Source organism: Pseudomonas sp. RT6P73 (assembly GCF_054897715.1).
On the sequence record NZ_JBUBUV010000002.1, the window covers coordinates 2,451,813 to 2,474,242 of the forward strand.

23 protein-coding genes and 2 pseudogenes are annotated in these 22,430 nt (G+C 58.4%); 12 read left to right on the forward strand and 13 right to left on the reverse strand.

All coding sequences use genetic code 11. From position 1 onward, the window contains the following. Window positions 1-145 precede the first annotated feature (145 nt). From ACYZT6_RS12005 to ACYZT6_RS12015, 3 genes and pseudogenes are all read right to left on the reverse strand, one after another. Entirely contained in the window at window positions 146-880 is a 735-nt protein-coding gene (locus ACYZT6_RS12005; RefSeq protein WP_462029942.1) for a methyl-accepting chemotaxis protein, read from the reverse strand. A 171-nt stretch (window positions 881-1,051) separates the two neighbouring features. After that, window positions 1,052-1,171, reverse strand: a pseudogene (locus tag ACYZT6_RS12010) (HAMP domain-containing protein); the annotation flags it as partial. A 2-nt stretch (window positions 1,172-1,173) separates the two neighbouring features. Next, window positions 1,174-1,779, reverse strand: coding sequence for a cache domain-containing protein (locus ACYZT6_RS12015; RefSeq protein ID WP_462027062.1), 606 nt, complete (start codon window positions 1,777-1,779; stop codon window positions 1,174-1,176). 290 nt (window positions 1,780-2,069) lie between these two features. Between ACYZT6_RS12015 and ACYZT6_RS12020 the strand changes: the two genes are divergently transcribed. Beyond that, window positions 2,070-2,900 carry an undecaprenyl-diphosphate phosphatase gene (locus ACYZT6_RS12020; RefSeq protein WP_462027063.1) on the forward strand — a complete coding sequence of 277 codons (831 nt, stop codon included), beginning with the start codon at window positions 2,070-2,072 and terminating at the stop codon, window positions 2,898-2,900. Next, window positions 2,897-3,328: a DUF1294 domain-containing protein gene (locus tag ACYZT6_RS12025; protein WP_462027064.1), complete on the forward strand. Its 432-nt coding sequence runs from the start codon at window positions 2,897-2,899 to the stop codon at window positions 3,326-3,328. Before ACYZT6_RS12020 ends, ACYZT6_RS12025 begins: the two co-directional genes overlap by 4 nt. On the opposite strand, the gene ACYZT6_RS12030 is transcribed toward ACYZT6_RS12025, so the two are convergent. Continuing rightward, the gene (locus ACYZT6_RS12030) at window positions 3,325-3,684 is read right to left on the reverse strand and encodes an MmcQ/YjbR family DNA-binding protein (RefSeq protein WP_462027065.1); all 360 of its coding nucleotides are present in this window, start codon (window positions 3,682-3,684) and stop codon (window positions 3,325-3,327) included. The genes ACYZT6_RS12025 and ACYZT6_RS12030 overlap by 4 nt on opposite strands. Continuing rightward, entirely contained in the window at window positions 3,681-4,589 is a 909-nt protein-coding gene (locus ACYZT6_RS12035) for a LysR substrate-binding domain-containing protein (protein WP_461986442.1), read from the reverse strand. Before ACYZT6_RS12035 ends, ACYZT6_RS12030 begins: the two co-directional genes overlap by 4 nt. 129 nt (window positions 4,590-4,718) lie before the next feature. Here ACYZT6_RS12035 and ACYZT6_RS12040 point away from each other — a divergent pair, with 129 nt between their 5' ends. Together ACYZT6_RS12040 and ACYZT6_RS12045 are read left to right on the forward strand one after the other, a co-directional pair. Beyond that, window positions 4,719-5,330: an FMN-dependent NADH-azoreductase gene (locus ACYZT6_RS12040; protein WP_438659255.1), complete on the forward strand. Its 612-nt coding sequence runs from the start codon at window positions 4,719-4,721 to the stop codon at window positions 5,328-5,330. A gap of 168 nt (window positions 5,331-5,498) precedes the next feature. Further along, complete coding sequence (locus tag ACYZT6_RS12045; RefSeq protein ID WP_462027066.1) at window positions 5,499-6,536, forward strand: alpha/beta hydrolase family protein; 1,038 nt, start codon at window positions 5,499-5,501, stop codon at window positions 6,534-6,536. 175 nt (window positions 6,537-6,711) lie between these two features. Here the strand turns inward: ACYZT6_RS12045 and ACYZT6_RS12050 are convergent, their stop codons facing one another. Both ACYZT6_RS12050 and ACYZT6_RS12055 read right to left on the reverse strand, forming a co-directional pair. After that, window positions 6,712-7,899 (reverse strand): MFS transporter, encoded by a 1,188-nt coding sequence (locus tag ACYZT6_RS12050; protein ID WP_462027067.1) that lies wholly within the window; start codon window positions 7,897-7,899, stop codon window positions 6,712-6,714. A 505-nt stretch (window positions 7,900-8,404) separates the two neighbouring features. Further along, a complete protein-coding gene (locus tag ACYZT6_RS12055) occupies window positions 8,405-9,994 on the reverse strand; it encodes an ABC-F family ATPase (protein ID WP_080943075.1) in 1,590 nt (529 codons plus the stop codon). Window positions 9,995-10,488: 494 nt separating this feature from the next. Here ACYZT6_RS12055 and lpxO point away from each other — a divergent pair, with 494 nt between their 5' ends. Continuing rightward, on the forward strand, window positions 10,489-11,388 hold the full coding sequence (gene lpxO / locus ACYZT6_RS12060; RefSeq protein ID WP_462027068.1) for a lipid A hydroxylase LpxO: 900 nt from the start codon (window positions 10,489-10,491) through the stop codon (window positions 11,386-11,388). Window positions 11,389-11,524: 136 nt separating this feature from the next. On the opposite strand, the gene ku is transcribed toward lpxO, so the two are convergent. Next, a complete protein-coding gene (gene ku, locus ACYZT6_RS12065) occupies window positions 11,525-12,397 on the reverse strand; it encodes a non-homologous end joining protein Ku (RefSeq protein WP_462027069.1) in 873 nt (290 codons plus the stop codon). 193 nt (window positions 12,398-12,590) lie between these two features. Between ku and ACYZT6_RS12070 the strand changes: the two genes are divergently transcribed. After that, window positions 12,591-12,950: a hypothetical protein gene (locus ACYZT6_RS12070; protein WP_461982023.1), complete on the forward strand. Its 360-nt coding sequence runs from the start codon at window positions 12,591-12,593 to the stop codon at window positions 12,948-12,950. 50 nt (window positions 12,951-13,000) lie between these two features. After that, window positions 13,001-14,152 (forward strand): PQQ-dependent sugar dehydrogenase, encoded by a 1,152-nt coding sequence (locus ACYZT6_RS12075; RefSeq protein ID WP_462027070.1) that lies wholly within the window; start codon window positions 13,001-13,003, stop codon window positions 14,150-14,152. 136 nt (window positions 14,153-14,288) lie between these two features. Here ACYZT6_RS12075 and rimI read toward each other — a convergent pair whose 3' ends face one another. Further along, on the reverse strand, window positions 14,289-15,395 hold the full coding sequence (gene rimI, locus ACYZT6_RS12080) for a ribosomal protein S18-alanine N-acetyltransferase (RefSeq protein WP_462027071.1): 1,107 nt from the start codon (window positions 15,393-15,395) through the stop codon (window positions 14,289-14,291). A gap of 92 nt (window positions 15,396-15,487) precedes the next feature. Between rimI and ACYZT6_RS12085 the strand changes: the two genes are divergently transcribed. Both ACYZT6_RS12085 and ACYZT6_RS12090 read left to right on the forward strand, forming a co-directional pair. Then, the gene (locus tag ACYZT6_RS12085; protein ID WP_462027072.1) at window positions 15,488-17,062 is read left to right on the forward strand and encodes a RimK family protein; all 1,575 of its coding nucleotides are present in this window, start codon (window positions 15,488-15,490) and stop codon (window positions 17,060-17,062) included. 7 nt (window positions 17,063-17,069) lie between these two features. Further along, window positions 17,070-17,993, forward strand: coding sequence for a magnesium transporter CorA family protein (locus ACYZT6_RS12090; RefSeq protein WP_462027073.1), 924 nt, complete (start codon window positions 17,070-17,072; stop codon window positions 17,991-17,993). 118 nt (window positions 17,994-18,111) lie between these two features. On the opposite strand, the gene ACYZT6_RS12095 is transcribed toward ACYZT6_RS12090, so the two are convergent. Continuing rightward, window positions 18,112-18,447, reverse strand: coding sequence for a DUF2834 domain-containing protein (locus ACYZT6_RS12095; protein WP_462027074.1), 336 nt, complete (start codon window positions 18,445-18,447; stop codon window positions 18,112-18,114). Between the two features lie 248 nt (window positions 18,448-18,695). On the opposite strand from ACYZT6_RS12095, the pseudogene ilvA reads away from it, so the two are divergent. Further along, window positions 18,696-19,691, forward strand: a pseudogene (ilvA, locus tag ACYZT6_RS12100) (threonine ammonia-lyase, biosynthetic); the annotation flags it as partial. A gap of 33 nt (window positions 19,692-19,724) precedes the next feature. Here the strand turns inward: ilvA and eco are convergent. Beyond that, the gene (gene eco, locus ACYZT6_RS12105; protein ID WP_462027075.1) at window positions 19,725-20,207 is read right to left on the reverse strand and encodes a serine protease inhibitor ecotin; all 483 of its coding nucleotides are present in this window, start codon (window positions 20,205-20,207) and stop codon (window positions 19,725-19,727) included. 385 nt (window positions 20,208-20,592) lie between these two features. Here eco and ACYZT6_RS12110 point away from each other — a divergent pair, with 385 nt between their 5' ends. Next, a complete protein-coding gene (locus tag ACYZT6_RS12110) occupies window positions 20,593-20,868 on the forward strand; it encodes a DUF1652 domain-containing protein (protein WP_462027076.1) in 276 nt (91 codons plus the stop codon). On the opposite strand, the gene ACYZT6_RS12115 is transcribed toward ACYZT6_RS12110, so the two are convergent. Both ACYZT6_RS12115 and ACYZT6_RS12120 read right to left on the reverse strand, forming a co-directional pair. Further along, window positions 20,865-21,260 (reverse strand): hypothetical protein, encoded by a 396-nt coding sequence (locus ACYZT6_RS12115; protein ID WP_462027077.1) that lies wholly within the window; start codon window positions 21,258-21,260, stop codon window positions 20,865-20,867. The two genes, ACYZT6_RS12110 and ACYZT6_RS12115, sit on opposite strands and share 4 nt — an antisense overlap. Window positions 21,261-21,350: 90 nt before the next feature. Beyond that, on the reverse strand, window positions 21,351-21,617 hold the full coding sequence (locus ACYZT6_RS12120; RefSeq protein ID WP_462027078.1) for a DUF2790 domain-containing protein: 267 nt from the start codon (window positions 21,615-21,617) through the stop codon (window positions 21,351-21,353). A gap of 506 nt (window positions 21,618-22,123) precedes the next feature. On the opposite strand from ACYZT6_RS12120, the gene ACYZT6_RS12125 reads away from it, so the two are divergent. Then, complete coding sequence (locus ACYZT6_RS12125) at window positions 22,124-22,420, forward strand: hypothetical protein (protein ID WP_462027079.1); 297 nt, start codon at window positions 22,124-22,126, stop codon at window positions 22,418-22,420. Window positions 22,421-22,430 lie beyond the last annotated feature (10 nt).

The following is a 22,430-nucleotide window of genomic DNA, read 5'->3' on the forward strand; positions in this document are numbered from 1 at the left end:
GAGCAGCGCGAGGCTGCGTTCGGCGACGAAGTCGTCGTGAAATCAGCCCCCGCGGCGCATCAGGAAAGCCGCGTTTGCAGGGTTTACGACGACTGCGTCGCCGAACGCAGCCTCGCGGGCTCGGCAGCTGCTACAAGAGGGCGTTTTACACGCGGAACTGTTTGAGCAATCCGTTCAACTGCTCGCTCAATTCCTTGAGTCGCACACTGGCCACGCTCGACTGCTCGGCCGCCAGCGCGGTGCTGTGGGACAACCCCGCGGCCTGGGTGACGTTCTGATTGATGTCCTCCACCACATGGGCTTGCTGCAGAGTTGCACTGGCAATCGACGCGTTCAGGCCGTTGAGGTTGCGCAGCGCCTGGCCGATTGCATTCAGGCTGGCACCGGCCAGACCGGCCTGTTCGATGGTCAGTTGCGAGGCACGGCTGCTGTCGCCGATCACTTTGACCGCCGCTTCGGAGTGCGTCTGCAGGCGTTCGATCATCGACTGGATCTCCGCCGTGGACTTCTGCGTACGCTGGGCCAGCAGGCGCACCTCATCGGCCACCACCGCAAACCCTCGACCTTGTTCACCGGCGCGGGCGGCTTCAATAGCGGCGTTGAGGGCCAGCAGGTTGGTTTGTTCGGCGATGGAGCGGATAACCTCCAGCACGCTGCCAATCTGGTTGCTTTCAGCCGCCAGGGTGCGAATCACTTCAACGGCTTGATCGATGGTGCCGGACAGTTTGTCGATCTGTTGCAAGCTGCCATCAATGTTGATCTGCCCCTGCTGCGCCTGGGATTCGGCATCGCGCATTTCGCTGGCCGCGTGCTCGGCATTCTTGGCCACATCCTGCACACCGTAAGTCACTTCGTTAATCGCGGTCGCCACCAGTTCCATTTGCTGGGACTGTTGCTGACTGCGTTGTTGAGCCTGGGCGGCGTCGTTGCCCAACTCGCTGGACGACTGGCCCAGAGCGCTGGCAGACACTTGCAGCTCGCTGATCACGCCTCGCAGTTTGGCGGTGAAGGCATTGAAGTGCCGTGCCAGCTGAGTGACTTCATCCTGGCCGTGGGTGTCGAGGCTGCGGGTCAGGTCGCTTTCACCGCTGGCGATATTGGCCATGGCGTTCACGGTGGCCTGGAGCGGACGCACGATGCTGCGAGCGATCATGATCACCAGCAGCGCCATGATCAGCGCAATGACCAGGCCGACGAAAGAAGCCTTCCAGACCTGACCGTAGAACTCGGCCTGCTGTCATCGATGTACACGCCCGAGCCGATCACCCAACCCCAAGGCTCGAACAATTTGACGTAGGAGGTTTTTTCGACCGGGGCACTGGCACCCGGTTTAGGCCAGCGGTAGTCGACCGTGCCGGCGCCCTTGGCCTTGGCGACGGCCACCATTTCGTTGAACAGCGCAAAACCGTCCGGGTCGCGGATTGCCGAGAGGTTCTGACCATCGAGTTTGGGGTTGGCCGGGTGCATCACCATCACCGGCGTCAGATCGTTGATCCAGAAATAATCGTTCTGGTCATAACGCAGCCCACGCACGGCCGTCAGCGCTTGTTTCTGCGCGGCATCGCGGGTGAGTGTGCCGGCGGTTTCCAGGCCGTGGTAGTAACTTAGAATGCCGCTGGCGGTCTGCACAACGTGCTGGGTTTTCTGGGCCTTTGCCTGATAAAGGTCGCTATGGATCTGATTGAGCATCAACACGCCCAACGTCAATAACATCACCACCGACACGATCAAGATGAGCCACAAGCGTCGGCTGATCGACACACTGCGCAAGCTGTTCATAACGCTGTCACTCCGATTTCTTTTTCTTGTAATAAAGATTGCCAGCATCCAACCACGCTTTGCCGGTCGGGCATATGCGACCCAAGTCTCATTACGCGGAAGCGTTATCAAGGCTTGTCTGATAGGATTTCGGCCCCGCGCGGAAAAACCTGAACCCGAGTTGATTTTTCACGGAATTATTACGGCTCCGTCTGGATCCTTTGCGCGTGGGACTTCAGCTACGCTTGGCGCGATGAACGCTTAAAAAACTAATGGGGCATGCCTTTGGCGCATCGCCTTTTGGGGGATTGATGGAACTTTGGACCGCCTTGCAGGCACTGATTCTTGGCGTTGTAGAAGGGCTGACGGAGTTTTTGCCCATTTCCAGTACCGGTCACCAAATTATTGTGGCGGACTTGCTCAACTTCGGTGGTGAGCGCGCCATGGCCTTCAACATCATTATCCAGCTCGGGGCGATCCTGGCGGTGGTGTGGGAATTTCGCCGCAAGATCTTCGACGTGGTCATCGGCTTGCCGACGCAACCGAGCGCCCGACGTTTTACCGCCAACCTGCTGATCGCTTTCCTGCCCGCGGTGGTATTGGGGGTGATTTTTGCCGATCTGATCCACGAATACCTGTTCAACCCGATCACCGTGGCCACGGCATTGGTCGTAGGCGGGGTCGTGATGTTGTGGGCGGAAAAGCGTCAGCACGAAGTGCATGCCCACACCGTTGACGAAATCACCTGGAAAGATGCCCTTAAAGTCGGCTTTGCCCAGTGCCTGGCCATGATTCCCGGGACCTCGCGTTCCGGCTCGACCATCATTGGCGGCTTGCTGTTCGGGTTGTCGCGCAAGACGGCCACCGAATTCTCGTTCTTCCTGGCGATGCCGACCATGGTCGGTGCGGCGGTGTATTCGGGTTACAAATACCGCGACCTGTTCGTACCGGCCGATCTTCCAGTGTTCGCGATCGGTTTCGTCACCGCGTTCATCTTCGCGATGATTGCCGTCAGAGGCTTGCTGGTGTTCATCGGCACTCACAGCTACGCGGTGTTCGCCTGGTATCGGATCGCGTTCGGCCTGCTCATTCTGGCTACCTGGCAGTTCGGTTGGGTCGATTGGGCCGCTGCACGCCCATGAATGACACCTGCGCGCGCAACAACCCCGGACGCAGGTCCGGGGGCGAGCGGGTCCAGCATCCTCGGTTGAAACTGCTGGTGCTGGCGATCCTGTGCGCGCTGCCGCTGACAGGTTCGGTGTCGCTTTGGCTGCGCGGGGTTTCGCTGATTCCGCTGGCGGCCTATGGCATTGTCAGCGTGCTGGCTTTCTTTCTGTATTGGAGCGACAAGCGCAAGGCTCGCGCCGACAGCTGGCGCACTCCCGAGAACGTGTTGCACGCGGTGGAACTGGCGGGTGGTTGGCCGGGTGCCTTGCTGGCTCAGCAGGTGTTTCGGCACAAGACCCGCAAGGTCTCGTATCAGCTGGTGTTCTGGCTCATTGTGCTGATGCACCAGGTGTTCTGGATTGACCAGCTGTTCCTTGGCGCCCATCTGTTCGCGTTGTTCTAAAGCAGCAAGCTGACCTGGGTACGCTTGGGCAGCTTGCTCACCACCAGTTGATGGGAGCGTTGCAACAACGCCTGCAGCTCTTCGGCGCCCAGCGGGTAGGGCGTTTGCATGATGATCCACTGGGCCCGCGCCAGATACGGCGCCGGGTGAATGCCCGGGCGGTCGCAATGCCCAAGGAACAGATCCTTGTCGACCTTGAAGGCCAGGGAATCGCCGCGCAGGTTCTGCAAGGCGAACATCTTGTTCCCGGCAATCGAAAATACGCGTACGCCTCCCCATTTATAGTCTTCCCGCGCACCGGGCAGCGCGAGACAGAATTGCGCGACGTCCTCTTCGCTCATGCGTCCAGCCTTCATATCAATCGGTCCCCACAGGCATTGAATGATTCGATCAAATGGTCGATCCAGGCACGCACGGCCGGCATCACCCCGCGTCGATGAGGGTAGACCGCTTGCAGCCAGCCGCCAGGCAGTGACCAGTCGGGCAGCAACTGCACCAGCGAGCCGTTTTCCAGTTCCGTTTCGCAATACATCATCGGCAGCATCGTAAAGCCTTGGCCGGCGAGGGTGCAGGCCTTGCGTACGATGAAGTCGTCGATGCCCAGTCGTGCTTCCAGGCTCAAGTCATAGCTTTTGCCCTGCTGGTCGAGCATGCGGATGTGCACCATGCGGTCGGCTTCCAGTGCGCCCAGTACCGGCAAGGCTTTCAGGTCTTCGGGGTGGTTGATCTCACGTTCGTGCAGGAATGCCGGGCTGGCGACCATCGCCATCTGCGCCTGGCGCAAGCGACGGGTCACCAGTAGCGGATCCTCGTCGCCCAAATCACGGACCCGCAACGCGACATCGACACCTTCGGTCACTAGATCGACCCGGCGATTGATCAGCATGACTTCCAGTTGAACCTGGGGGTATTTTTCAAGAAATCTGCTGATCACCATCGGCAGCATTTCGTGGGCCAGGCCGACGGGGCAGGACACCCGCAAGCGTCCTCGGGGTTCGCTGGACATACTGGCCACGGCTTCATCGGCCATCTCCGCTTCCAGCAACATCGCCTGACAGTGCCGCAGGTAGCGTTCGCCCACCGCCGTCAGCTTGAGCTGCCGGGTGGTGCGTTGCAGCAGGCGTGCGCCGAGGCGTTCTTCCAGCTCGGCAATGCGTCGCGACAGCCGGGACTTGGGAATCCCCAGCAAACGCCCGGCCGCCGCGAAGCCGCCGGCTTCGACCACCTTGGCGAAATAGTAGAGGTCGTTGAGGTCTTGCATGATGGGAATCCGATTGTTCTATCAGTGGGACGAACTATCGCATTGTTGCGGGCTAATCAGCTATTGGTTTCATCTGTAGCATCCTCCCCATCAGATCGCCCGGTGGCGATCCTCACCTGGAGATCCCTTATGAAACTGTTGCATATCGATTCGAGCATTCTCGGTGACAACTCGGCTTCCCGTCTGCTGAGCAGCGAAGTCGTCACCGCCTGGCAAGCAGCCGAGCCAACTGCCGTGGTGACTTACCGTGATCTGGCCGCTGATGCCATCAGCCATTTCTCCGCCACCACCCTGGTAGCCGCCGGCACCACCGCTGAACTGCGCAACGCCGCACAACAGCACGAAGCCGAGCTGAGCGCCACCACCCTGGCCGAATTCCTCGCTGCCGACGCCGTTGTGATCGCAGCGCCGATGTACAACTTCACCATCCCGACCCAACTCAAGGCCTGGATCGACCGCATTGCCGTTGCCGGTCAGACCTTTCGCTACACCGAAGCCGGCCCTGAAGGCCTGTGCGGTGGCAAGAAAGTCGTGATTGTCTCGACGTCCGGCGGTTTGCATGCCGGTCAGGCGACTGGCGTTGCGCATGAAGAATACTTGAAGGTGCTGTTCGGTTTCATCGGCATCACCGACATTGAGTTTGTTCGCGCCCATGGCCTGGCCTACGGTGACGAAGTGCGCACCAAAGCCATGAGCGACGCTCACACGCAAATCAGCGAGCAGTTGTTCGCCGCTGCGTAAGACTTGCGTAAAGAGTTCAAACAGCTCAGGCATCACCCAAAAAACTCTGTATTCTGATCACGCAAGTGCCAGATATGGAGTTTTTTGTTTCTGGCTATTACAGATTATGGCCCGGGTTATGCAGTCGAAGGTTACCGACTCCGGTCAAGTAACAAGGTGGGGCATCCCATGGTGCGTCTTTGTGCAACGATACTGATTTGCCTGCTCAGCAGCCTGAATTCAGTGCATGCCGCGCCTGCACCGCATCCTCACTGGAGCGTCGGCTTCCATGAGATGAGTTTTCTCGACCCTCTGGATTTGCAGCCGATGCGCGCCATCGCGTTCTATCCTTCCAGCGACCGGGAACACTCCAGCAAAATCGAGGGTTACACCGTCGAAGCGGGCGAAGACACCCGCGTTGCGATGGGTCGTTTTCCGATGTTGATGCTGTCTCACGGCAACACCGGAACCCCGCTGGCGCTGCACGACCTCGCCACCTCGCTGGCGCGCAAAGGGTTTGTGGTGGTGGCGGTGATCCACCCCGGCGACAACTCCAAAGACCACAGCCGCCTCGGTACTTTGAGTAACCTTTACGGCCGACCCATCCAGATTTCCGAAGCCATTACCGCGACCTTGGGCGATCGCATGCTCGCGCCTTTCGTCAATGCCGATCAGGTCGGCGTGATCGGCTATTCGGCTGGCGGCGAAACGGCGTTGATCCTGTCCGGGGCGACGCCTGACCTGGATCGTCTGCGCCGCTACTGCCAGGAACGCCCGGACGACCGCGATGCCTGCAACACCAAAGGCGAGTTGATTGTCGACCGTGATGACTTGCAACCCGTGGCAGACCCACGGGTGCATGCGTTGCTGCTGATGGCGCCGCTGAGCCTGAAGTTCGGGCGCCACACACTGGCCGACGTGCATGTGCCGGTGCTGCTCTATAGCGGAGATGGCGACAAACTGGTGGCCTTCGACAAAAACGCCGCCGCTCTGGCGCGCAAGCTTCCGATCGCACCGGACTTCAAATTGCTGGCCGGGGCAGGGCACTTCGTATTCATGGCGCCTTGCAACGAAGAGCAGATCGCCGCCATGCCGGCGCTGTGCACCGACGCTGACGGCGTCGACCGCGAAGACATCCATCGCAATATGGTGTCCGAAGCCGGGCGGTTCTTCGCCCATGCGCTGGGCAAACCGACCCGGGCCGGGATGCAGACTGCGGATCAGTAATCGCCATCCATCTGTGTAGCAGCTGTCGAGCTTGCGAGGCTGCGTTCGGCTGCGAAGCAGTCGTTAAATCTGCATGTACATTTTGTCTGAAAAACCGCGGAACCCGATTCACGACTGCTGCGCAGCCGAACGCAGCCTCGCAAGCTCGACAGCTGCTACCAGGGATCGCGGTCAGTCAGGATGTTGCGCGGCGTTTCAGTAACAGGGTCAAGCCCAAACCGGCCACCGACAACATCGCCGCACTGAAGAATATCCACGAATACCCCAGGTTCAACGCCACCGCGCCCATCAACGGGCCGGCAATCGCCAGTGCCAGATCGAAAAACACGGCATAGGCGCTCAACCCCGCGCCACGACTGGAGTTGGGCACTTGCTTGATTGCTTCCACCCCCAGCGCCGGGTACACCAGCGACAGACCGAAACCGGCCAGGCCGGCGCCTATCAGTGCGTAGCCGGTCGAGGGCGCGAGCCACAGCAGCACCAGGCCCACGGTTTCAATGCTCATGCAGGCCATCGCCGAGGTGAAACCGCCGAAGCGGTTGATCGCTGAGATAAACAGCAATCGCGACAAAATAAAGCAGATGCCGAAGACCGTCAGGCAGTAGGCCGCGCCGGTCCAGCCACGGCTGAAGTAATACAAGGTAATAAAGGTTGTCAGGGTGCCGTAACCGATGGAAGCCAGGCTCAGGCTCGCGCCAAACGGCGCAATGCGTCCGAACACCGCCCAGAACGGCAGGCGCTCACCGCGAATCACCGGCACCGAAGGTTTGTTGCGGATCAGCAACAGTGCGGCCAGGGCCAGCAGTGACAGCGCGATCCCCAGGCTGGCAAAGCCGTATTCGGCGACCATCACCACGCCCAGCGGCGCACCGATCGCAATGGCGCCGTAAGACGCAATGCCGTTCCACGAAATCGAGCGTGCGGTGTGTTCCGCGCCGACCTGGCCCATGCACCAACTGATTGTGCCCACGCCAATCAAGCCCTGGGCGATGCCGAGCAACAAGCGTCCGGCAATCAGGATCAACAGGCTCAGCAGTGGAAAGCTTTGCAGCAAGGTTGAAATCAACGTCAGCACGCCACTCAACACGATCCCCGACAAGCCGTAAACAATCGCCCGTTTGGTCCCAAAGGTGTCCGACATACGCCCGGCCATGGGGCGGCTGAGCAGGGTGGCCAGGTATTGGGAGCCGATGGTCAACCCAGCGATGATCGCGCTGAAACCCAGCTGCTCATGGACATAGCCCGGCAACACCGCAATCGGCAGGCCGATGCAGAGGAACGCAATAAAGGTATAGAAAACGATGGAGACGATCTGCAGGGTAATCGCCATGGAGCTTTGCGGTGGCAGTTGCTGCGCAGACATGAGAGCTCGTTCGCGGGCGGCGGTGGGAGAGTTGCATCATGGCGCGGGTGGGAAATAAAAGGAAGCAGGCTAACTATATTCGTTGTGCTTGAGGGCCCCTTCGCGGGCAAGCCTCGCTCCTACAGGATTTGCGTCGTGCGCAATTATTGTGGACGACATCGATCCCGTAGGAGCGAGGCTTGCCCGCGAAGGGGCCATCAGCACCTAAATCTATTCAGCCTCGAATGCAAAAAGCCCCGTCACCAGGACACAATGCTGTTCACTTAAGACAATCTTCAGTCGAGCAAGAAACTTGTGGCGAGGGGGCTTGCCCCCGTTCGGCTGCGAAGCAGTCGCAAAACCGGACAACTCGGTTTGTCTGAACGGACGCCGGGGGCCGCTTCGCAGCCCAACGGGGGCAAGCCCCCTCGCCACAAATGTGAGTGCTCGCGCTTAAGTGAACAGCATTACGTCACCAGGACAGGGCCTTTACTTGCCGCTTGCAACTTGAAACTAATAGCTGCTCTTAAAACACAACGCCCTGGCTACGCAGGTAGTCATCATAAGTACCGCTAAAGTCGATCACACCACTTGGGCTGAGTTCGATAATGCGGGTGGCCAGGGACGATACGAACTCACGGTCGTGGCTGACGAAGATCAGCGTGCCCGGGTAGTTTTCCAGCGCCAGGTTCAGCGCTTCGATGGATTCCATATCCAAGTGGTTGGTCGGTTCGTCCATGATCAGCACGTTCGGCTTTTGCAGGATCAGCTTGCCGAACAGCATGCGACCTTGCTCACCACCGGAGATGACCTTGACCGACTTGAGGATCTCGTCGTTGGAGAACAGCATGCGGCCGAGGGTGCCGCGAACGATTTGCTCGCCGCCCTGGGTCCACTGGCCCATCCAGTCGAACAGGTTGCAGTCGTCTTCGAAGTCGTGTGCGTGGTCCTGGGCGTAGTAGCCCAGTTCCGCGGCGTCGGTCCACTTCACGGTGCCGGCATCCGGGGTCAGTTCGTTGACCAGGGTGCGCAGCAGGGTTGTTTTACCGATACCGTTCGGGCCGATGATCGCCACGCGCTCGCCAGCTTCAACCTGGAAGCTGAAGTCCTTGAACAGCGTCTTGCCGTCGAAGCCTTTGGCCATGCGCTCGACGATGACCGCCTGACGGTGCAACTTCTTGGTTTGTTCGAAACGGATGAACGGGCTCACACGGCTCGAAGGCTTGACCTCGGCCAACTGGATCTTGTCGATCGCCTTGGCGCGGGACGTGGCCTGCTTGGCTTTCGAGGCGTTGGCCGAGAAGCGGCTGACGAACGATTGCAGCTCGGAAATCTGCGCTTTCTTCTTGGCGTTGTCCGACAGCAGTTGCTCGCGGGACTGGGTCGCCACGGTCATGTACTCGTCGTAGTTGCCCGGGAACAGGCGCAGCTCGCCGTAATCCAGGTCAGCCATGTGGGTGCACACGCTGTTTAGGAAGTGACGGTCGTGAGAGATGATGATCATCAGGCTGGAGCGCTGGGTCAGAATGTTTTCCAGCCAGCGGATGGTGTTGATGTCCAAGTGGTTGGTCGGTTCGTCGAGCAACAGCACTTCAGGATCGGAGAACAGCGCCTGAGCCAGCAATACGCGCAGTTTCCAGCCTGGGGAAACCTCGCTCATCGGGCCGAAGTGCTGCTCGATGCCGATACCCAGGCCCAGCAGCAATTCACCGGCGCGGGATTCGGCGGTGTAGCCGTCCATTTCGGCGAATTCGGTTTCCAGCTCGGCCACAGCCATGCCGTCTTCTTCAGTCATTTCCGGCAGCGAGTAGATACGGTCGCGCTCGGCCTTGACCTTCCACAGCTCTTCGTGACCCATGATCACGGTGTCGATAACGGTGAATTCTTCGTAGGCGAACTGGTCCTGGCGCAATTTACCCAGACGCACGTTCGGCTCGAGCATGACCTGGCCGCCGGACGGCTCGAGGTCGCCGCCGAGGATTTTCATGAAGGTCGACTTGCCGCAGCCGTTGGCGCCGATCAGACCGTAGCGGTTGCCCGCGCCGAATTTGACCGAAACGTTTTCGAATAGCGGCTTGGCGCCGAACTGCATCGTGATGTTAGCTGTAGAGATCAAAGGTTTTTCCTGCGAAGCATTCAGAGTAGCTAGGGTTGCGGCAGTACCGATTCAGTACCCGTTTCCGGTATCCGAACCACGGGAAATGCATCCCGGTCAGAAGCGGAAGGTCCATCTGGCAATAAGTGGACAGCAGCATATGGAGCGCTTGGCCCGAGTCGAAGTGCGCTGAGGCGGGGTTCATTCCCGTCATCAACCAAGGGGGGCGCGTAATGTTTGGCGGCGATTGTACTGGTCTGGCTCTCTAAACGATAGGGCGTTTAGGTCGCGCGGGCGCTTTCGCGGCATCAGCGGACAGATTTTCACATTTGAACGTTAACTATTGGTTACAAAATGAGACTAAAATGCCATTTTTCTACCTGATGCCGACTATCGGCAGGCTCTAGGACGGGCCACCCGGGAACGCTCTTTCGTATTCAGACGCTGCACAAGAACCCAGGGCTTCGAGGCCTGGAGGGAAGCAGTTTGTTCACCTCTGACGTGTGACGATTTCTGTGAAACTGATTATTGCCGCTATTTATGTAGTATCCATTGCCTACGTCCACCTGCGCGGTCGGGTGCGCCACAAGCTGGGCCGCCAATTGAGCGATCACTCTTCGTTTCTGGCGCCGATCAATTGCTTCCTTTATATGTTTTCGAAAATCCCCAACAAGCCTTACCTCGACCCGGCCGATTTTCCGGACTTGAGTCCGTTGCAGGAGCATTGGGAAGAAATTCGCGCGGAAGGCCAGAACCTGCTCAGGGCCGGGGAGATCAAGCGCTCGAACCAATACGACGACGTCGGTTTCAACTCGTTTTTCAAGACCGGCTGGAAGCGTTTCTACCTGAAGTGGTACGGCGACAGCCATCCTTCGGCGACGAAACTCTGCCCGCGCACCACTGAACTGGTGCAAAGCATCGGTTCTATCAAAGCCGCGATGTTCGCCGAGTTGCCGCCGGGCTCCAAACTGGTCCGGCACCGCGATCCCTATGCCGGCTCTTACCGTTACCACCTGGGCCTGGAAACGCCGAACGATGCCGGTTGCTACATCAACGTCGATGGCGACAACTACCACTGGCGCGACGGTGAAGCGGTGATGTTCGATGAAACCTTCATTCATTACGCCGAAAACACCACCCAGCAGAACCGCATCATTTTGTTCTGCGACGTCGAGCGACCGATGAAGTATCGGTGGGCGGCGGCGTTCAACGGTTGGTTCAGCCGTAATGTGATGTCGGCGGCGGGCGCGCCGAATGATGCGGGGGACAAGACCGGTGGCATCAACCGCCTGTTCGCCAAAATCTACAAGATTCGCTTGCGGGGCAAGGCGCTGAAGAAGCGTAATCGCAAACTTTATTACCTTGAGAAATGGGCGATTTTTGGTGGGTTGCTGGCGTTTTTTGTCTGGATCTGAATTCTGCGTCGCCGCTTATTACGCCATCGCCAGCAGGCTGGCTCCCACAATGAAATGCATTCCAACTGTGGGAGCTAGCCTGCTGGCGATGGGGCCGGTAGATTCTCCGAAAAACGCTCAGACACTCCGTAATCGATCAACCACTCGACCGTTTCGTGGCTTTTTTCGCTGCTGCCGGTTTCTCCGCAGCCTTCGGTTTCGCAGCCGTCTTCCCGCCAGCCTTGCCCCCCAAACTGCGTTTAAGCAACTCAGTCAAATCAATCACATCAGCCGTTTTACGTTCCTCCTCGCCCGTCGCCGATTCCACATCCTCAATCTTGCCTTCATTCGCTTTCTTCTCGACCAGCGCCATGATCTTGTCTTCAAAACTGTCGCGGTAATCCTCGGGCTTCCAGTCCGCGCTCATGTCTTGCACCAGACGCTTGGCCATGTCGAGTTCGCCTTTGGCCAGTTCAGGCTTGGTCACTTCAGCGCCCAGCTCCAACGTCTCCAGACTGCGCACTTCGGCGGGCCAACGCAGCATCACGAGCACCATCGCCGATTCCAGTGGCATCAACGCAGCCAAATGCTGACGGGTATGCAGGACAACGTGGGCGAGGGCGACCTTGTTGGTCTTGCTCAAGGTTTCGCGCAACAGCGCATACACCTTGCCGCCGCGTTTGTCCGGCGCCAGGTAGTAGGGCGTGTCGATGTTTTGCAGGGGAATCTGTTCGGCGTCGACAAAGGAAAAGATGTCGATGGTCTGCGTTGATAATGGGTGCGCCGACTTGATCTCTTCCTCGCTGAGCACCACGTAACGGCCTTTTTCGTACTGCACACCTTTCACGATGTGTTCCTTGGTGACTTCCTTGCCGGTGACCTTGTTGACGCGCTTGTAACCCACCGGGTCCATGCTGCGGCTGTCGAGCCAGTCGAAATCCACGCCTTGCGAGGAGGTGGCCGAAACCAGCGCCACAGGGATATGCACCAGCCCGAAACTGATTGCGCCTTTCCAGATTGCCCGTGCCATGGTCGTCTACTCGCAAGTGATGTGTTCAGGTGACCTGCCGCGCGGCGCAAAAGTTTCAGCGGGCTGCGGCCCGGTCCTGCGGGGCGGTCAACTGGTGTTACATCTTATGAAAGAGGTTTTAGTTAACAAATCCGAACCCCCGGCGTAGCGTGCTATCGAAGACTCTATCCACGCTGACGCCCGGAGGCCTCCCATGAACAGATTCGTGCTCGCCTGCACCGTACTGGCATTCAGTGGCCTGTTGAGCAATCTGGCCCAGGCCGACGTCGCAGTGCCTTCGTCCTCTTTACTGCTGGCACAAAGCCCAACGGGCACCGGCAATAACAACCCTTACAACAGCCCGATTCGCCGGGCCAATCCCAATAGCATGCAAGGCACGCAGCCCGGCGCTCCGGTCATTCGCGGGCCGAACACGGTGCCGGTACCGCGTCCACCGACCCTCGATAATGGCGGCATCGGCAATCGCTATCCGCAGGACCGAACGGTTCCCGCCAGCCCTCCCAAATTCATTCCCAACCCTCCCCATCGAGACGCAGACACCAGCAACCGTTGAACGGCAGGACAGGTTCTTGCCAGCCATTCGAACGACAAAAGGAATCGTGCATGTTGCGTAAAACCCTCTTGGCCACCTTCTGCGCCAGCGTACTGATCTCCGCCACGGCACCCGTTCTCGCGGCGCCGCCCCAGGACATGAAAAGCGAGCAGGGCACCCTTGAGGTCTGGCAAGTTGCCGAGGGCCTGGAGCATCCGTGGGCCCTGGCGTTCCTGCCCGATCGCAAAGGCATGCTGATCACCGAACGGCCCGGCAATCTGCGAGTGGTGGATTACGACGGCAAACTTTCGGCGCCGATCAATGGCGTGCCAAAGGTCTGGGCCAAGGGGCAGGGCGGCTTGCTCGACGTGGTGTTGTCACCCGACTTCAAGCAGGACCGCACGGTTTATCTGTCTTACGCCGAGGGCGGCGGCGCGGGCGACAAGGCCGGCACGGCGGTAGGGCGAGGACAATTGTCCGAGGACCTGAAAACCCTCAAGGATTTCAAAGTGATTTTCCGTCAGGAACCCAAGCTTTCGGTCGGCAACCACTTCGGCTCACGATTGGTGTTTGATCGCGACGGCTATCTGTTCATCACCCTCGGCGAAAACAATGACCGAGCGACGGCCCAGGACCTCGACAAGTTGCAAGGCAAGGTCGTGCGGATCTATCCCGACGGCAAGGTGCCGGACGACAACCCCTTTGTCGGTCAGGCTGGCGTGCGCCCGGAAATCTGGTCCTATGGCCAGCGCAATCCGCAGGGGGCGGCGCTCAATCCGTGGACTGGCGTCCTCTGGGAGAACGAGCATGGCCCGCAGGGTGGTGATGAAATCAACGTCATCGAGCGCGGCAAGAATTACGGCTGGCCGCTGGCGACCCACGGCATCAACTACTCCGGCCAGCCGATTCCGGAAGCCAAGGGCAAGACCGCTGAAGGTGCCGTGGCGCCGCGCCATGTCTGGGAAAAATCCCCCGGTCTCAGCGGCATGGCGTTCTACGACGCTGATCGCTTCAAGGTCTGGCAGCACAACGTGTTTATTGGTGCGCTGGTCAGCCAGGAGTTGATCCGCTTGCAGTTTGATGGCGACAAAGTGGTTCATGAAGAGCGCTTGCTTGGCGAGCTCAACAAACGCATTCGCGATGTGCGCCAGGGGCCGGATGGGTACTTGTATGTGCTGACCGATGAGGACGATGGCGGGCTGTACAAGATCGGCCTGAAATAACCCAACCCTGTAGCAGCTGGCGAAGCCTGCGTCCGGCTGCGCAGCAGTCGTCAACCCAGGCACCTCGGTCTGACTGAGCCACCGCGGTGGGTGATTTTACGACTGCTGCGCAGCCGGACGCAGGCTTCGCCAGCTGCTACAGGGTTTCTGATCGGGCATACAAGATAACCGCCGCCCGAAGCTTCCCCCGGCCAAAGCTGCACATCTTGTCGAACTCCCCATGGCTGACCGGCAAATGCTGGCAGTCCATCGGTTGTCGATGTTGGCTGTGGTCCACATCCGGGTCGTGCAGGTAGACAAACTCGTCATCGCAATCGGTGACGATCACCCAATGGGGCGCCTTGGAGCGGGTCAGCCGATAGCTGCTGATCAGCACCAGCGGCTGTCCGCCATCGCCCAGTAACCGTGGAAGGTTCAGCGGGCCGCCGATGACTTGCTCCACATCAGTTTCGAGTAGCTGCGCAGTGAACTCTTCGTGCACCAAGCGCATTACGTCTTTTTTATGCTCATCGCGCACGCCATCGAGAAACAACGGTCCGTCCATGCTCAGTTGCAAACGCACCCGAAAACCCCGGCGCCATGCCGCCAGCGCCAAGCCTTGAGGGCTGCAGCCGCCATGGCCGGCGGTCATAAACACCGTCGTCGCCTCACGCCAGATTTGCAGTTCTTCGCGACGCTCCAGCCTTCGATCACCCTGCAAAGCTCCCATGGCCATCAACAGGCAGGCCGGGCCGCAGGTGAAATCGGTGGTTTGCCGGTACCAGGGCACCTTGATGCTGCGCGAATCGCGGTGCTCAAGGATGCGTTTTTCCAGGCGTAGCGCGTCGGCATGGTCCTGGTAATAATCATGGATCAGTGCGAAACGCCGATAGCCGTTGCGTTCATACAAGGCAATCGCCGCCGGGTTGTCGATACGCACTTCAAGTCGCAAGTAGGCGCAATCATGTTCAAGGGCGCAGGACTCGACGCGTTTGAGCAGCTGCTTGCCCAGCCCGCTGCCGCGTGCCTCGGTCGCGATCGCAATCGAATAAAGCCGCGCGAGCGAAGTGCCCCGGTGAAACAGCACCACCGCATAACCGACTAATTGCTCGCCACGCTGGGCCACCAGCAGCTGGCCGTGGGCCCGAGTGATCATCCACAGAAAACTGCGACTGTTGAGCCGGTCCGTGGTGAAACATTGCTGTTCGAGCTCCAGCAGCGCCGGTAAGTCTTCAACTACCGCCAAGCGAAAGACAGTGTTCATATGACCGCCGTAAAAGTTGCGTAACGAAACGGGACTTTCGAAAAAGTTCGTGCTTAATAGGAAAGGTCTTGTTCTCCAACGGATCAATCACTATGTCAGCGGTACAAGGTCATTGGCGCGAAGTATCCGAGCAAACTTTGCCGGCAGCAACTTATTTAAATGACGCAGGCAAAACTTCAAGTCAGTTGATTATCATCGTCGAACGCAAGGAAGACTGGGCCTCGTATTTCCCCAGCGAGGACATTGTCAGCGCCCAGGAATACCTCGAGCAGACGCGGGACAACGAACAGGGAAAACGGGTCCAGGTGATCAACCTGTGCCGTAGCTACAAGTACCTGGGGCACGGTTATTACTGCTCGTTGCTGGCCGAGGCGCGTGGGCATAAGGTCATTCCGTCGGTGCGGACCATTAGCGAACTGACCAAAAAATCCCTGTACGGCCTGGCGCTGGATGACCTGGATAAACCCTTGGAAAAAGCCCTCAGTAATCATCTTTACAGCGACACCGAAGGCTTTCCCCTGACGTTGTACTTTGGCAAAACCAATATAGAGCCGTTACAGGATCTGGCGCGCCAGTTGTTTGAGGTTTTTCCGTGTCCGATATTGTTAGTTGAGTTTCGCAGAACCAATGGTTGGCACATCGAAGGTATAAAGTCCGGCGCCTTGCATAAGTTGCGCGAAGACCAGGAAGATCAATTCGCCAACTCCCTGGACAGTTTCAGTCGCAAGATCTGGCGTGTGCCACGCTCACGACGGCTGGCCCGTTATGACCTGGCCATCCTGCATGACCCGCAAGAAGCATTACCGCCCTCCAATGCAAAGGCGCTGGATAACTTCGTACGTGTCGGCAAGACATTGGGCATTGATGTCGAGTTGATCGAACGCAAGGACTACGCGCGCATTGCCGAATACGACGGCCTGCTGATCCGCGAAACCACAAGCGTCGACAACCACACCTATCGCTTCGCGAAAAAAGCCGAGAGCGAAGGGTTGGTGGTGATGGACGACCCGGCGTCCATCCTGCGCTGCACCAACAAGGTGTACCTGACCGATCTGCTCAAGAGTCACCAACTCGGGATGCCCGCCACCGAAATCCTCTACAAGGATCGACCGGAAGATTTCGAACGGGTCGGCGAACGCCTGGGCTTTCCCTTGGTGCTGAAGATCCCCGACGGCTGTTTCTCCCGGGGCGTGATCAAGGTCGAAAGCCAGCAAGCCTTGCTCGAAGCAACGGCCGAACTGTTCGAACACTCGGTGCTGCTGCTGGCCCAGGAATTCTTCTACACCGAATACGACTGGCGCATCGGCGTACTCAACCGCAAACCGATCTTCGCCTGCCAATACTTCATGTCCAAGGGCCATTGGCAGATCTACAACCACAAGGCCAAGGGCCAGGACATCAACGGTGAATGCCGCACGCTGGCGGTCCACGAAGCCCCGCGAGCCGTGGTCGACCTGGCCGTGAAAACCGCCAACCTTATCGGCGACGGCCTCTACGGCGTGGACCTCAAACAGTCCGGCGACAAGGTGGTGGTGATTGAAGTCAACGACAACCCGAACATGGACGCCGGCATCGAAGACGCGTACTTGCAGGACGATCTGTACTCGCTGGTGCTGGAGGAGTTCGTCCGACGGCTGGAACTGAAACGTCGCGGCCAGGCCTGGTGAACGGCCGATGATCAGAAGCTTTCAACTGGCCGGCGGCGCCCTGCAATCGGTCGAACGACTGGATGCCGAAGTGATGCTGTTCAGCAACCCCGATGCCGCCGAGCGGGACCTGTTGCACAGCCACTTCAAGCTCGATGAACACGCCTTGGCCTCGGCCCTGGACCCTGACGAGGTGTCGCGCATCGAGTTCCACCCTGACAACCTGTTCCTGATCTGGAAGCGTCCGGAAAATTATTCCGGCGCCGGCAGCCTGGCTTTTGAAGTGTCGTCCTGTGGCCTGTTGTTTTCTGCCCAGCGATTGCTGGTGATTGCCACCGACGATGCGCCGCTGCATGGGCTCGGCACCCGGCAGCGGTTGAACACGCCGCTGGATGTGTTGCTAGACCTGCTGTTCAACAACATCCATCACTATTTGGGTCACCTGAAGGTGATCAAAATGGTTGCCCGGGAGTTGCAGCAGAAATTCAACGCCTCCATGCAGAACCAGCACTTGATTCAGATGTTCAACCTCAGCGAAAGCCTGATCTATTACATCAACGCGATTCACAGCAACGGCGCGGTCCTGACGCGGCTGCGCAACCACGCGGCCAAGGAGCACTTCAGCACCGAAGCTATCGGCCTGATCGACGACCTGATCATCGAAAACAACCAGTGCTACAAACAGGCGGAAATCTATTCCACGGTGTTCTCCGGGCTGATCGATGCCCGGGGCAACCTGATGAACAACAGCATGAACAACCTGCTGCGCAAACTGACGTTAATCAACGTGGTGTTTTTGCCGCTGAACCTGATTGCGAGTATTGGTGGTATGTCCGAGTTCAGCATGATGACCGGGGACACGCCTTGGTGGGTGTCGTATCCGTTGTTTCTGACGGCGATGATGATCGGGGCGGGGGGGATGGTGCTTGGGCTCAGGCGCTTGGCGAAATAGCTTTTGCGGTTGTCAGATCGCTTTCGCGGGCAAGCCTCGCTCCTACAATGGAATGCATTCCAATGTAGGAGCGAGGCTTGCCCGCGAAGACTTAATCAGCATCACAACAACACCTGAATCAGACTTGCTGCCGTGCATCAACGCAACTCTTGCGGTCTTTAAGCCCACGGACCACGATGTACAACAACGGCCCGACCGACACGAAAACCGCCGTGATCAACAAATACGGAATCACCGACACCCCCGACTGCCCACGCCCGCGTGCATCCTTGTACATCCAGATCCCAGCCAGAATCGCCAACAGATACAGATCAATCACCACCTGCGCAGTATCCGGGCGCGACATCAGGCTGATGCCGAAGTCGATCAACGACTGCTCCGCCTGAAGCATCACGGAAACGGTGTACCCGGCAAAGGCGATCAGGGCAATGAGGGGCAGGGCAACAGACTTCATGGTTTCCTTCCTTGGGACAATGAGTGGTGTCGCCAGCCTACAGACGCCGAAGAAAATTGGCCATTGACTTGCCCTCAACGCCCGGCTAATTTCCAGCCATGACTACCACCGTATTGCGCTGCCAGCCAAGCATTATTACCGCCATTCCTTATCTGGCGGGCTAGCTCACGACTGCAGCACCCAACCCGCCCTCGAGGCGGGTTTTTACTTTCTGTCTCCCGGGCTCCGATCAACGTCAGGAGACGACCATGAGCAGCACCCCCGCCCAGCAGGCTTTGCTTGAGCACTACGTGAAAAAGATCCTCGCCGCGCCGGTGTATGAACTGGCCGTGCGCACACCCTTGCAACCCGCGCCAGCGCTGTCCGAGGCCTTGGGTAATCAGGTCCTGCTCAAGCGCGAAGACTTGCAACCGACCTTTTCATTCAAGATCCGCGGCGCTTACAACAAACTGGTGCAACTGAGCGATGAGCAAAAGGCTCGCGGCGTGATCACAGCTTCGGCGGGCAATCACGCCCAAGGTGTGGCGTTGGCGGCCCGTGAACTGGGGATCGCCGCCACCATCGTCATGCCCTGCACGACGCCAGAATTGAAGGTGCACGGGGTGCGCAGTCGGGGGGCTGACGCCGTGCTGCACGGCGAAAGTTTTCCGTTTGCCCTCGACTACGCGCTGAACCTGGCCGAGCAAACCGGTCGCACCTTCGTCTCGCCGTTCGACGACCCGGACGTGATCGCGGGACAGGGCACCGTCGCCATGGAGATCCTTCGCCAACATCAAGGCCCGCTGGACGCGATCTTCGTCCCGGTGGGTGGCGGAGGTTTGATCGCCGGCATCGCGGCGTACGTCAAATACCTGCGACCTGAAGTGCGCATCATCGGTGTCGAGTCAGAGCATTCCGCGTGTTTGTACGCTGCGTTGCAGGCAGACGAGCGAATCGTGCTGCCCAATGTGGGCACCTTCGCTGATGGCGTGGCAGTAGCGCAAATCGGCGCTTACGGTTTTGAGGTTTGCCGGTTTTGTGTCGATGAAGTGCTGACCGTCAGCAACGACGAACTGTGCGCCGCCATCAAGAATATCTACGACGATACCCGCTCGATCACCGAACCCTCCGGCGCCTTGGCGGTGGCCGGAATCAAGAAGTACGTCGATCAAACCGGTGCGCGCGGTCAAATCCTGGTAGCTATCGACTCGGGCGCCAACATCAATTTTGATAGTTTGCGGCACGTCGCCGAGCGCGCCGCGTTGAGCGGCGCTTCAGCGTGAGGAGGGGCGCTGTGGTTATTCCTGAACAGCTTTTTGGACCTTGCTCGACGCCGACCAGATCCGATAGCGGACTTCGACATCCCTGGGCACGTAGAGCACGATCGGCAACTTGCTGTTGTAACGAAGCATGAAGCCGTCACCGACCACCGGCACGAACTCCTTTTTACTCTTGCCGTCAGGGCAGGCCATCATCGTGCTCATCGGGCCGATGACTTTTTCCAGGCGGTAGAAGGGGTAGCCCCAGCCTTCAAGGTTTTTTTCTTCAAGGATACCGCCCAGACGTTGGCGATTGCAGTCCACGGTCAGGGTCTTGCCAGCGAGCACCTCGACCTGGAAGTTTTCTTCCTGCTTTTGCTCAGGAATGTGAATGACCTGACGGGTAAAACCGCTCTCAGGCTTGGGAAACGGCGCGACCGTTTCGAGCTTTGCGGCATGTGCCACGCTCGAAAGACTGGCAACAATCAGCCCGACGGTAGTGACAAAGGTCAATGAACCCATGGTGCCTCCTTGCGTGTGAGTGGGGTCAGCGGATACTGGAATGACAGGCGCATTCTTACTGTCGGCCTCCGCTAATGCAAACCCGCTGGGGTTGTATGCAAATTGCAGGGCTGAAGCGGCCCTTTCTTGCAAATTGCATGAGGCCATTTATAGGCATGTCCGTTAAATCGTTGATTTACCGATGAGCTGCACGGCGAAATTTGCGGCATGTTTTATGCTCATTCAGGTCTTGAGTTGACCGGGCCAATATTGAGTCAGCTTGGAACGCGAGGACGGTCTAGTGTTTGAGACGTAAAAACTCCGCATGAGGAAGAAAAGCGGGAGATTTCAGCACGGACCAACGCTTGAGTTTATTTGGCAATCTCACAATTAGGAGAGGGTCGCCATGTTTCTTTCTGCCTTGGAACTACGCAATATCATTGAAAGCAGTTTTCTGCCGAAACGCTGCCAGTGCACGCTGTCGCCGGACCTGTCGATGACCGTCAAGGTGTATTCGGACCGTAAGACCGATCACCTCGACCTGTGTGTGACGGGAATAAATGCCAAACAGCTCAATGGATGCCGTGAAATCGGCGACTTGATCGCAGGACTGCGCTCAGACATGGAGCACCAGTCCCACGCCGAGGCCCAGCCTTTGCATCTGGACAGGAAAGCGTTTTAACCGACGGTTTCGAGTTCCACTGACACGCGCCGGGTCTGGACAAACCCCAGTCCCAGCGCTGACTCGACCACCACAGCCAGCAAAATGCCTGGCCCGGCATGGCCGTTGAGCCATTCGCCAAAACCCAGTATTGCCAGTCCGAAACAGCCAACGGTGAACCCGGTGCTCAGCGCATTGCGGGTGACGGACGGCGCCTCGTTTCGAACCAGATAAAACATCACGCCCAACGCCGCGAACAGCACCGCACTGCGCCGCGCAACAAACCCTGCCGCCGATGAAAATTCAATACTCCAGTGCGCCAGCAACCCGTCCGGCATCAAACCCCAGACCAGGGCCAGTAAAAAACACAGAAGGGAAGTGAAGGTCGACAGGGTGCGAAACGATAACTGCATGGCGGATCCTTGCGGCAGTGAGGGACGCGCCAAAGCATAGCGCCTGATCCCTCACAGGAGTACCGCAAAGTGCAAAATCAGACCTTTCGGTCAGTTCTGATAACTGCAAGCGTCAGAAAGCTTCCGGTAGCTGATTTCTTCAGGTTTGCCTGACGTATCGATGTACTTCATGTCAGCCGTTATCACTTTGCATTCCGGCGTGCTCGGCTCAGTCAGGGCGACCACTTTGCCGATGTTCAGCGGCATGCCGTAGTGATAGGGCACGGCTTGCGAGGACGAAGTGTCGTCGGCCTGCGCAAGACCGGTAAACGCAGTGCAGGCGAGGGCGGAAGTGATCAGCAGCGTGCGGATGTTCATGGGGCGATCTCCAGTGCAGACGTAAAGTCAGCTCGACGAATTGGCGTCGAACCTGCCGCACTGGGCGTCAGAAGAACCTGAGGGCGTGCGGTCCAGTAAAGTTTTGGACCGCGGGGTTAACGGATGGTTAACCCGGCTGAACGCCGCCTGTCGCGAGGGCGTTTCTGTCAGAAGTTTCATGTGGGAAACGATCTACGGGATCTTCGGCTTGGTCCTACAAGGTCAGATGCCTTGTCGACTTTCGCCGGATGGGGGCAGCGTTTACTGTTTGGGCTCGCTGCAAAATCAGCGGACAGGTTTGGTCACCTGATAACACCGCACATATATGTGCCCTCATTCGCGCTGCGGACTTCTACGTCCTCGTAGTGCGTTGTAATGGTGGCTGTGTGCGGGACGCCTTCGGGCGAGCCGATTGGGTGTTGTCGGTTGACCAAGCCTGCACACAGCCGCCTCCCATCGTTTGGTCACGGTGCTGGCGATTACTAATTAATACCCGAGTAATTACTATGCCGACGTTAAACCCGTTTCCCGATCGCTATCGTTCAATCAATAGCAGCGTTACCGATTCAAATCCTTTGGTGATCGACACCGAAGCCAATCCCCAAGACATTCTCGAAGCCGCCTTACAGCGGGTCCGGGCCGCCAGCCAGTTACTTGAAACCCTTCATTGCCAATGCTTCAAGCACGGCGATGTTCAAGATATCCCGCACATTACCCATGCGCTTTACCTGCTGACTCAGGATGGTTCTGATCTGCTGCAGGTGGCTCAGCAGCGGATGATGGGGTGGAAGGCGCCTGCCTGACCTCTGAAAT

Bases quoted from the DNA above. Each gene is read 5' to 3' on its own strand.
- ACYZT6_RS12005 (WP_462029942.1), bottom strand. From the start codon at position 880: ATGGAACTGGTGGCGACCGCGATTAACGAAGTGACTTACGGTGTGCAG.
- ACYZT6_RS12015 (WP_462027062.1), bottom strand. From the start codon at position 1,779: ATGAACAGCTTGCGCAGTGTGTCGATCAGCCGACGCTTGTGGCTCATC.
- ACYZT6_RS12020 (WP_462027063.1), top strand. From the start codon at position 2,070: ATGGAACTTTGGACCGCCTTGCAGGCACTGATTCTTGGCGTTGTAGAA.
- ACYZT6_RS12025 (WP_462027064.1), top strand. From the start codon at position 2,897: ATGAATGACACCTGCGCGCGCAACAACCCCGGACGCAGGTCCGGGGGC.
- ACYZT6_RS12030 (WP_462027065.1), bottom strand. From the start codon at position 3,684: ATGAAGGCTGGACGCATGAGCGAAGAGGACGTCGCGCAATTCTGTCTC.
- ACYZT6_RS12035 (WP_461986442.1), bottom strand. From the start codon at position 4,589: ATGCAAGACCTCAACGACCTCTACTATTTCGCCAAGGTGGTCGAAGCC.
- ACYZT6_RS12040 (WP_438659255.1), top strand. From the start codon at position 4,719: ATGAAACTGTTGCATATCGATTCGAGCATTCTCGGTGACAACTCGGCT.
- ACYZT6_RS12045 (WP_462027066.1), top strand. From the start codon at position 5,499: ATGGTGCGTCTTTGTGCAACGATACTGATTTGCCTGCTCAGCAGCCTG.
- ACYZT6_RS12050 (WP_462027067.1), bottom strand. From the start codon at position 7,899: ATGTCTGCGCAGCAACTGCCACCGCAAAGCTCCATGGCGATTACCCTG.
- ku (WP_462027069.1), bottom strand. From the start codon at position 12,397: ATGGCACGGGCAATCTGGAAAGGCGCAATCAGTTTCGGGCTGGTGCAT.
- ACYZT6_RS12070 (WP_461982023.1), top strand. From the start codon at position 12,591: ATGAACAGATTCGTGCTCGCCTGCACCGTACTGGCATTCAGTGGCCTG.
- ACYZT6_RS12075 (WP_462027070.1), top strand. From the start codon at position 13,001: ATGTTGCGTAAAACCCTCTTGGCCACCTTCTGCGCCAGCGTACTGATC.
- rimI (WP_462027071.1), bottom strand. From the start codon at position 15,395: ATGAACACTGTCTTTCGCTTGGCGGTAGTTGAAGACTTACCGGCGCTG.
- ACYZT6_RS12085 (WP_462027072.1), top strand. From the start codon at position 15,488: ATGTCAGCGGTACAAGGTCATTGGCGCGAAGTATCCGAGCAAACTTTG.
- ACYZT6_RS12090 (WP_462027073.1), top strand. From the start codon at position 17,070: ATGATCAGAAGCTTTCAACTGGCCGGCGGCGCCCTGCAATCGGTCGAA.
- ACYZT6_RS12095 (WP_462027074.1), bottom strand. From the start codon at position 18,447: ATGAAGTCTGTTGCCCTGCCCCTCATTGCCCTGATCGCCTTTGCCGGG.
- eco (WP_462027075.1), bottom strand. From the start codon at position 20,207: ATGGGTTCATTGACCTTTGTCACTACCGTCGGGCTGATTGTTGCCAGT.
- ACYZT6_RS12110 (WP_462027076.1), top strand. From the start codon at position 20,593: ATGTTTCTTTCTGCCTTGGAACTACGCAATATCATTGAAAGCAGTTTT.
- ACYZT6_RS12115 (WP_462027077.1), bottom strand. From the start codon at position 21,260: ATGCAGTTATCGTTTCGCACCCTGTCGACCTTCACTTCCCTTCTGTGT.
- ACYZT6_RS12120 (WP_462027078.1), bottom strand. From the start codon at position 21,617: ATGAACATCCGCACGCTGCTGATCACTTCCGCCCTCGCCTGCACTGCG.
- ACYZT6_RS12125 (WP_462027079.1), top strand. From the start codon at position 22,124: ATGCCGACGTTAAACCCGTTTCCCGATCGCTATCGTTCAATCAATAGC.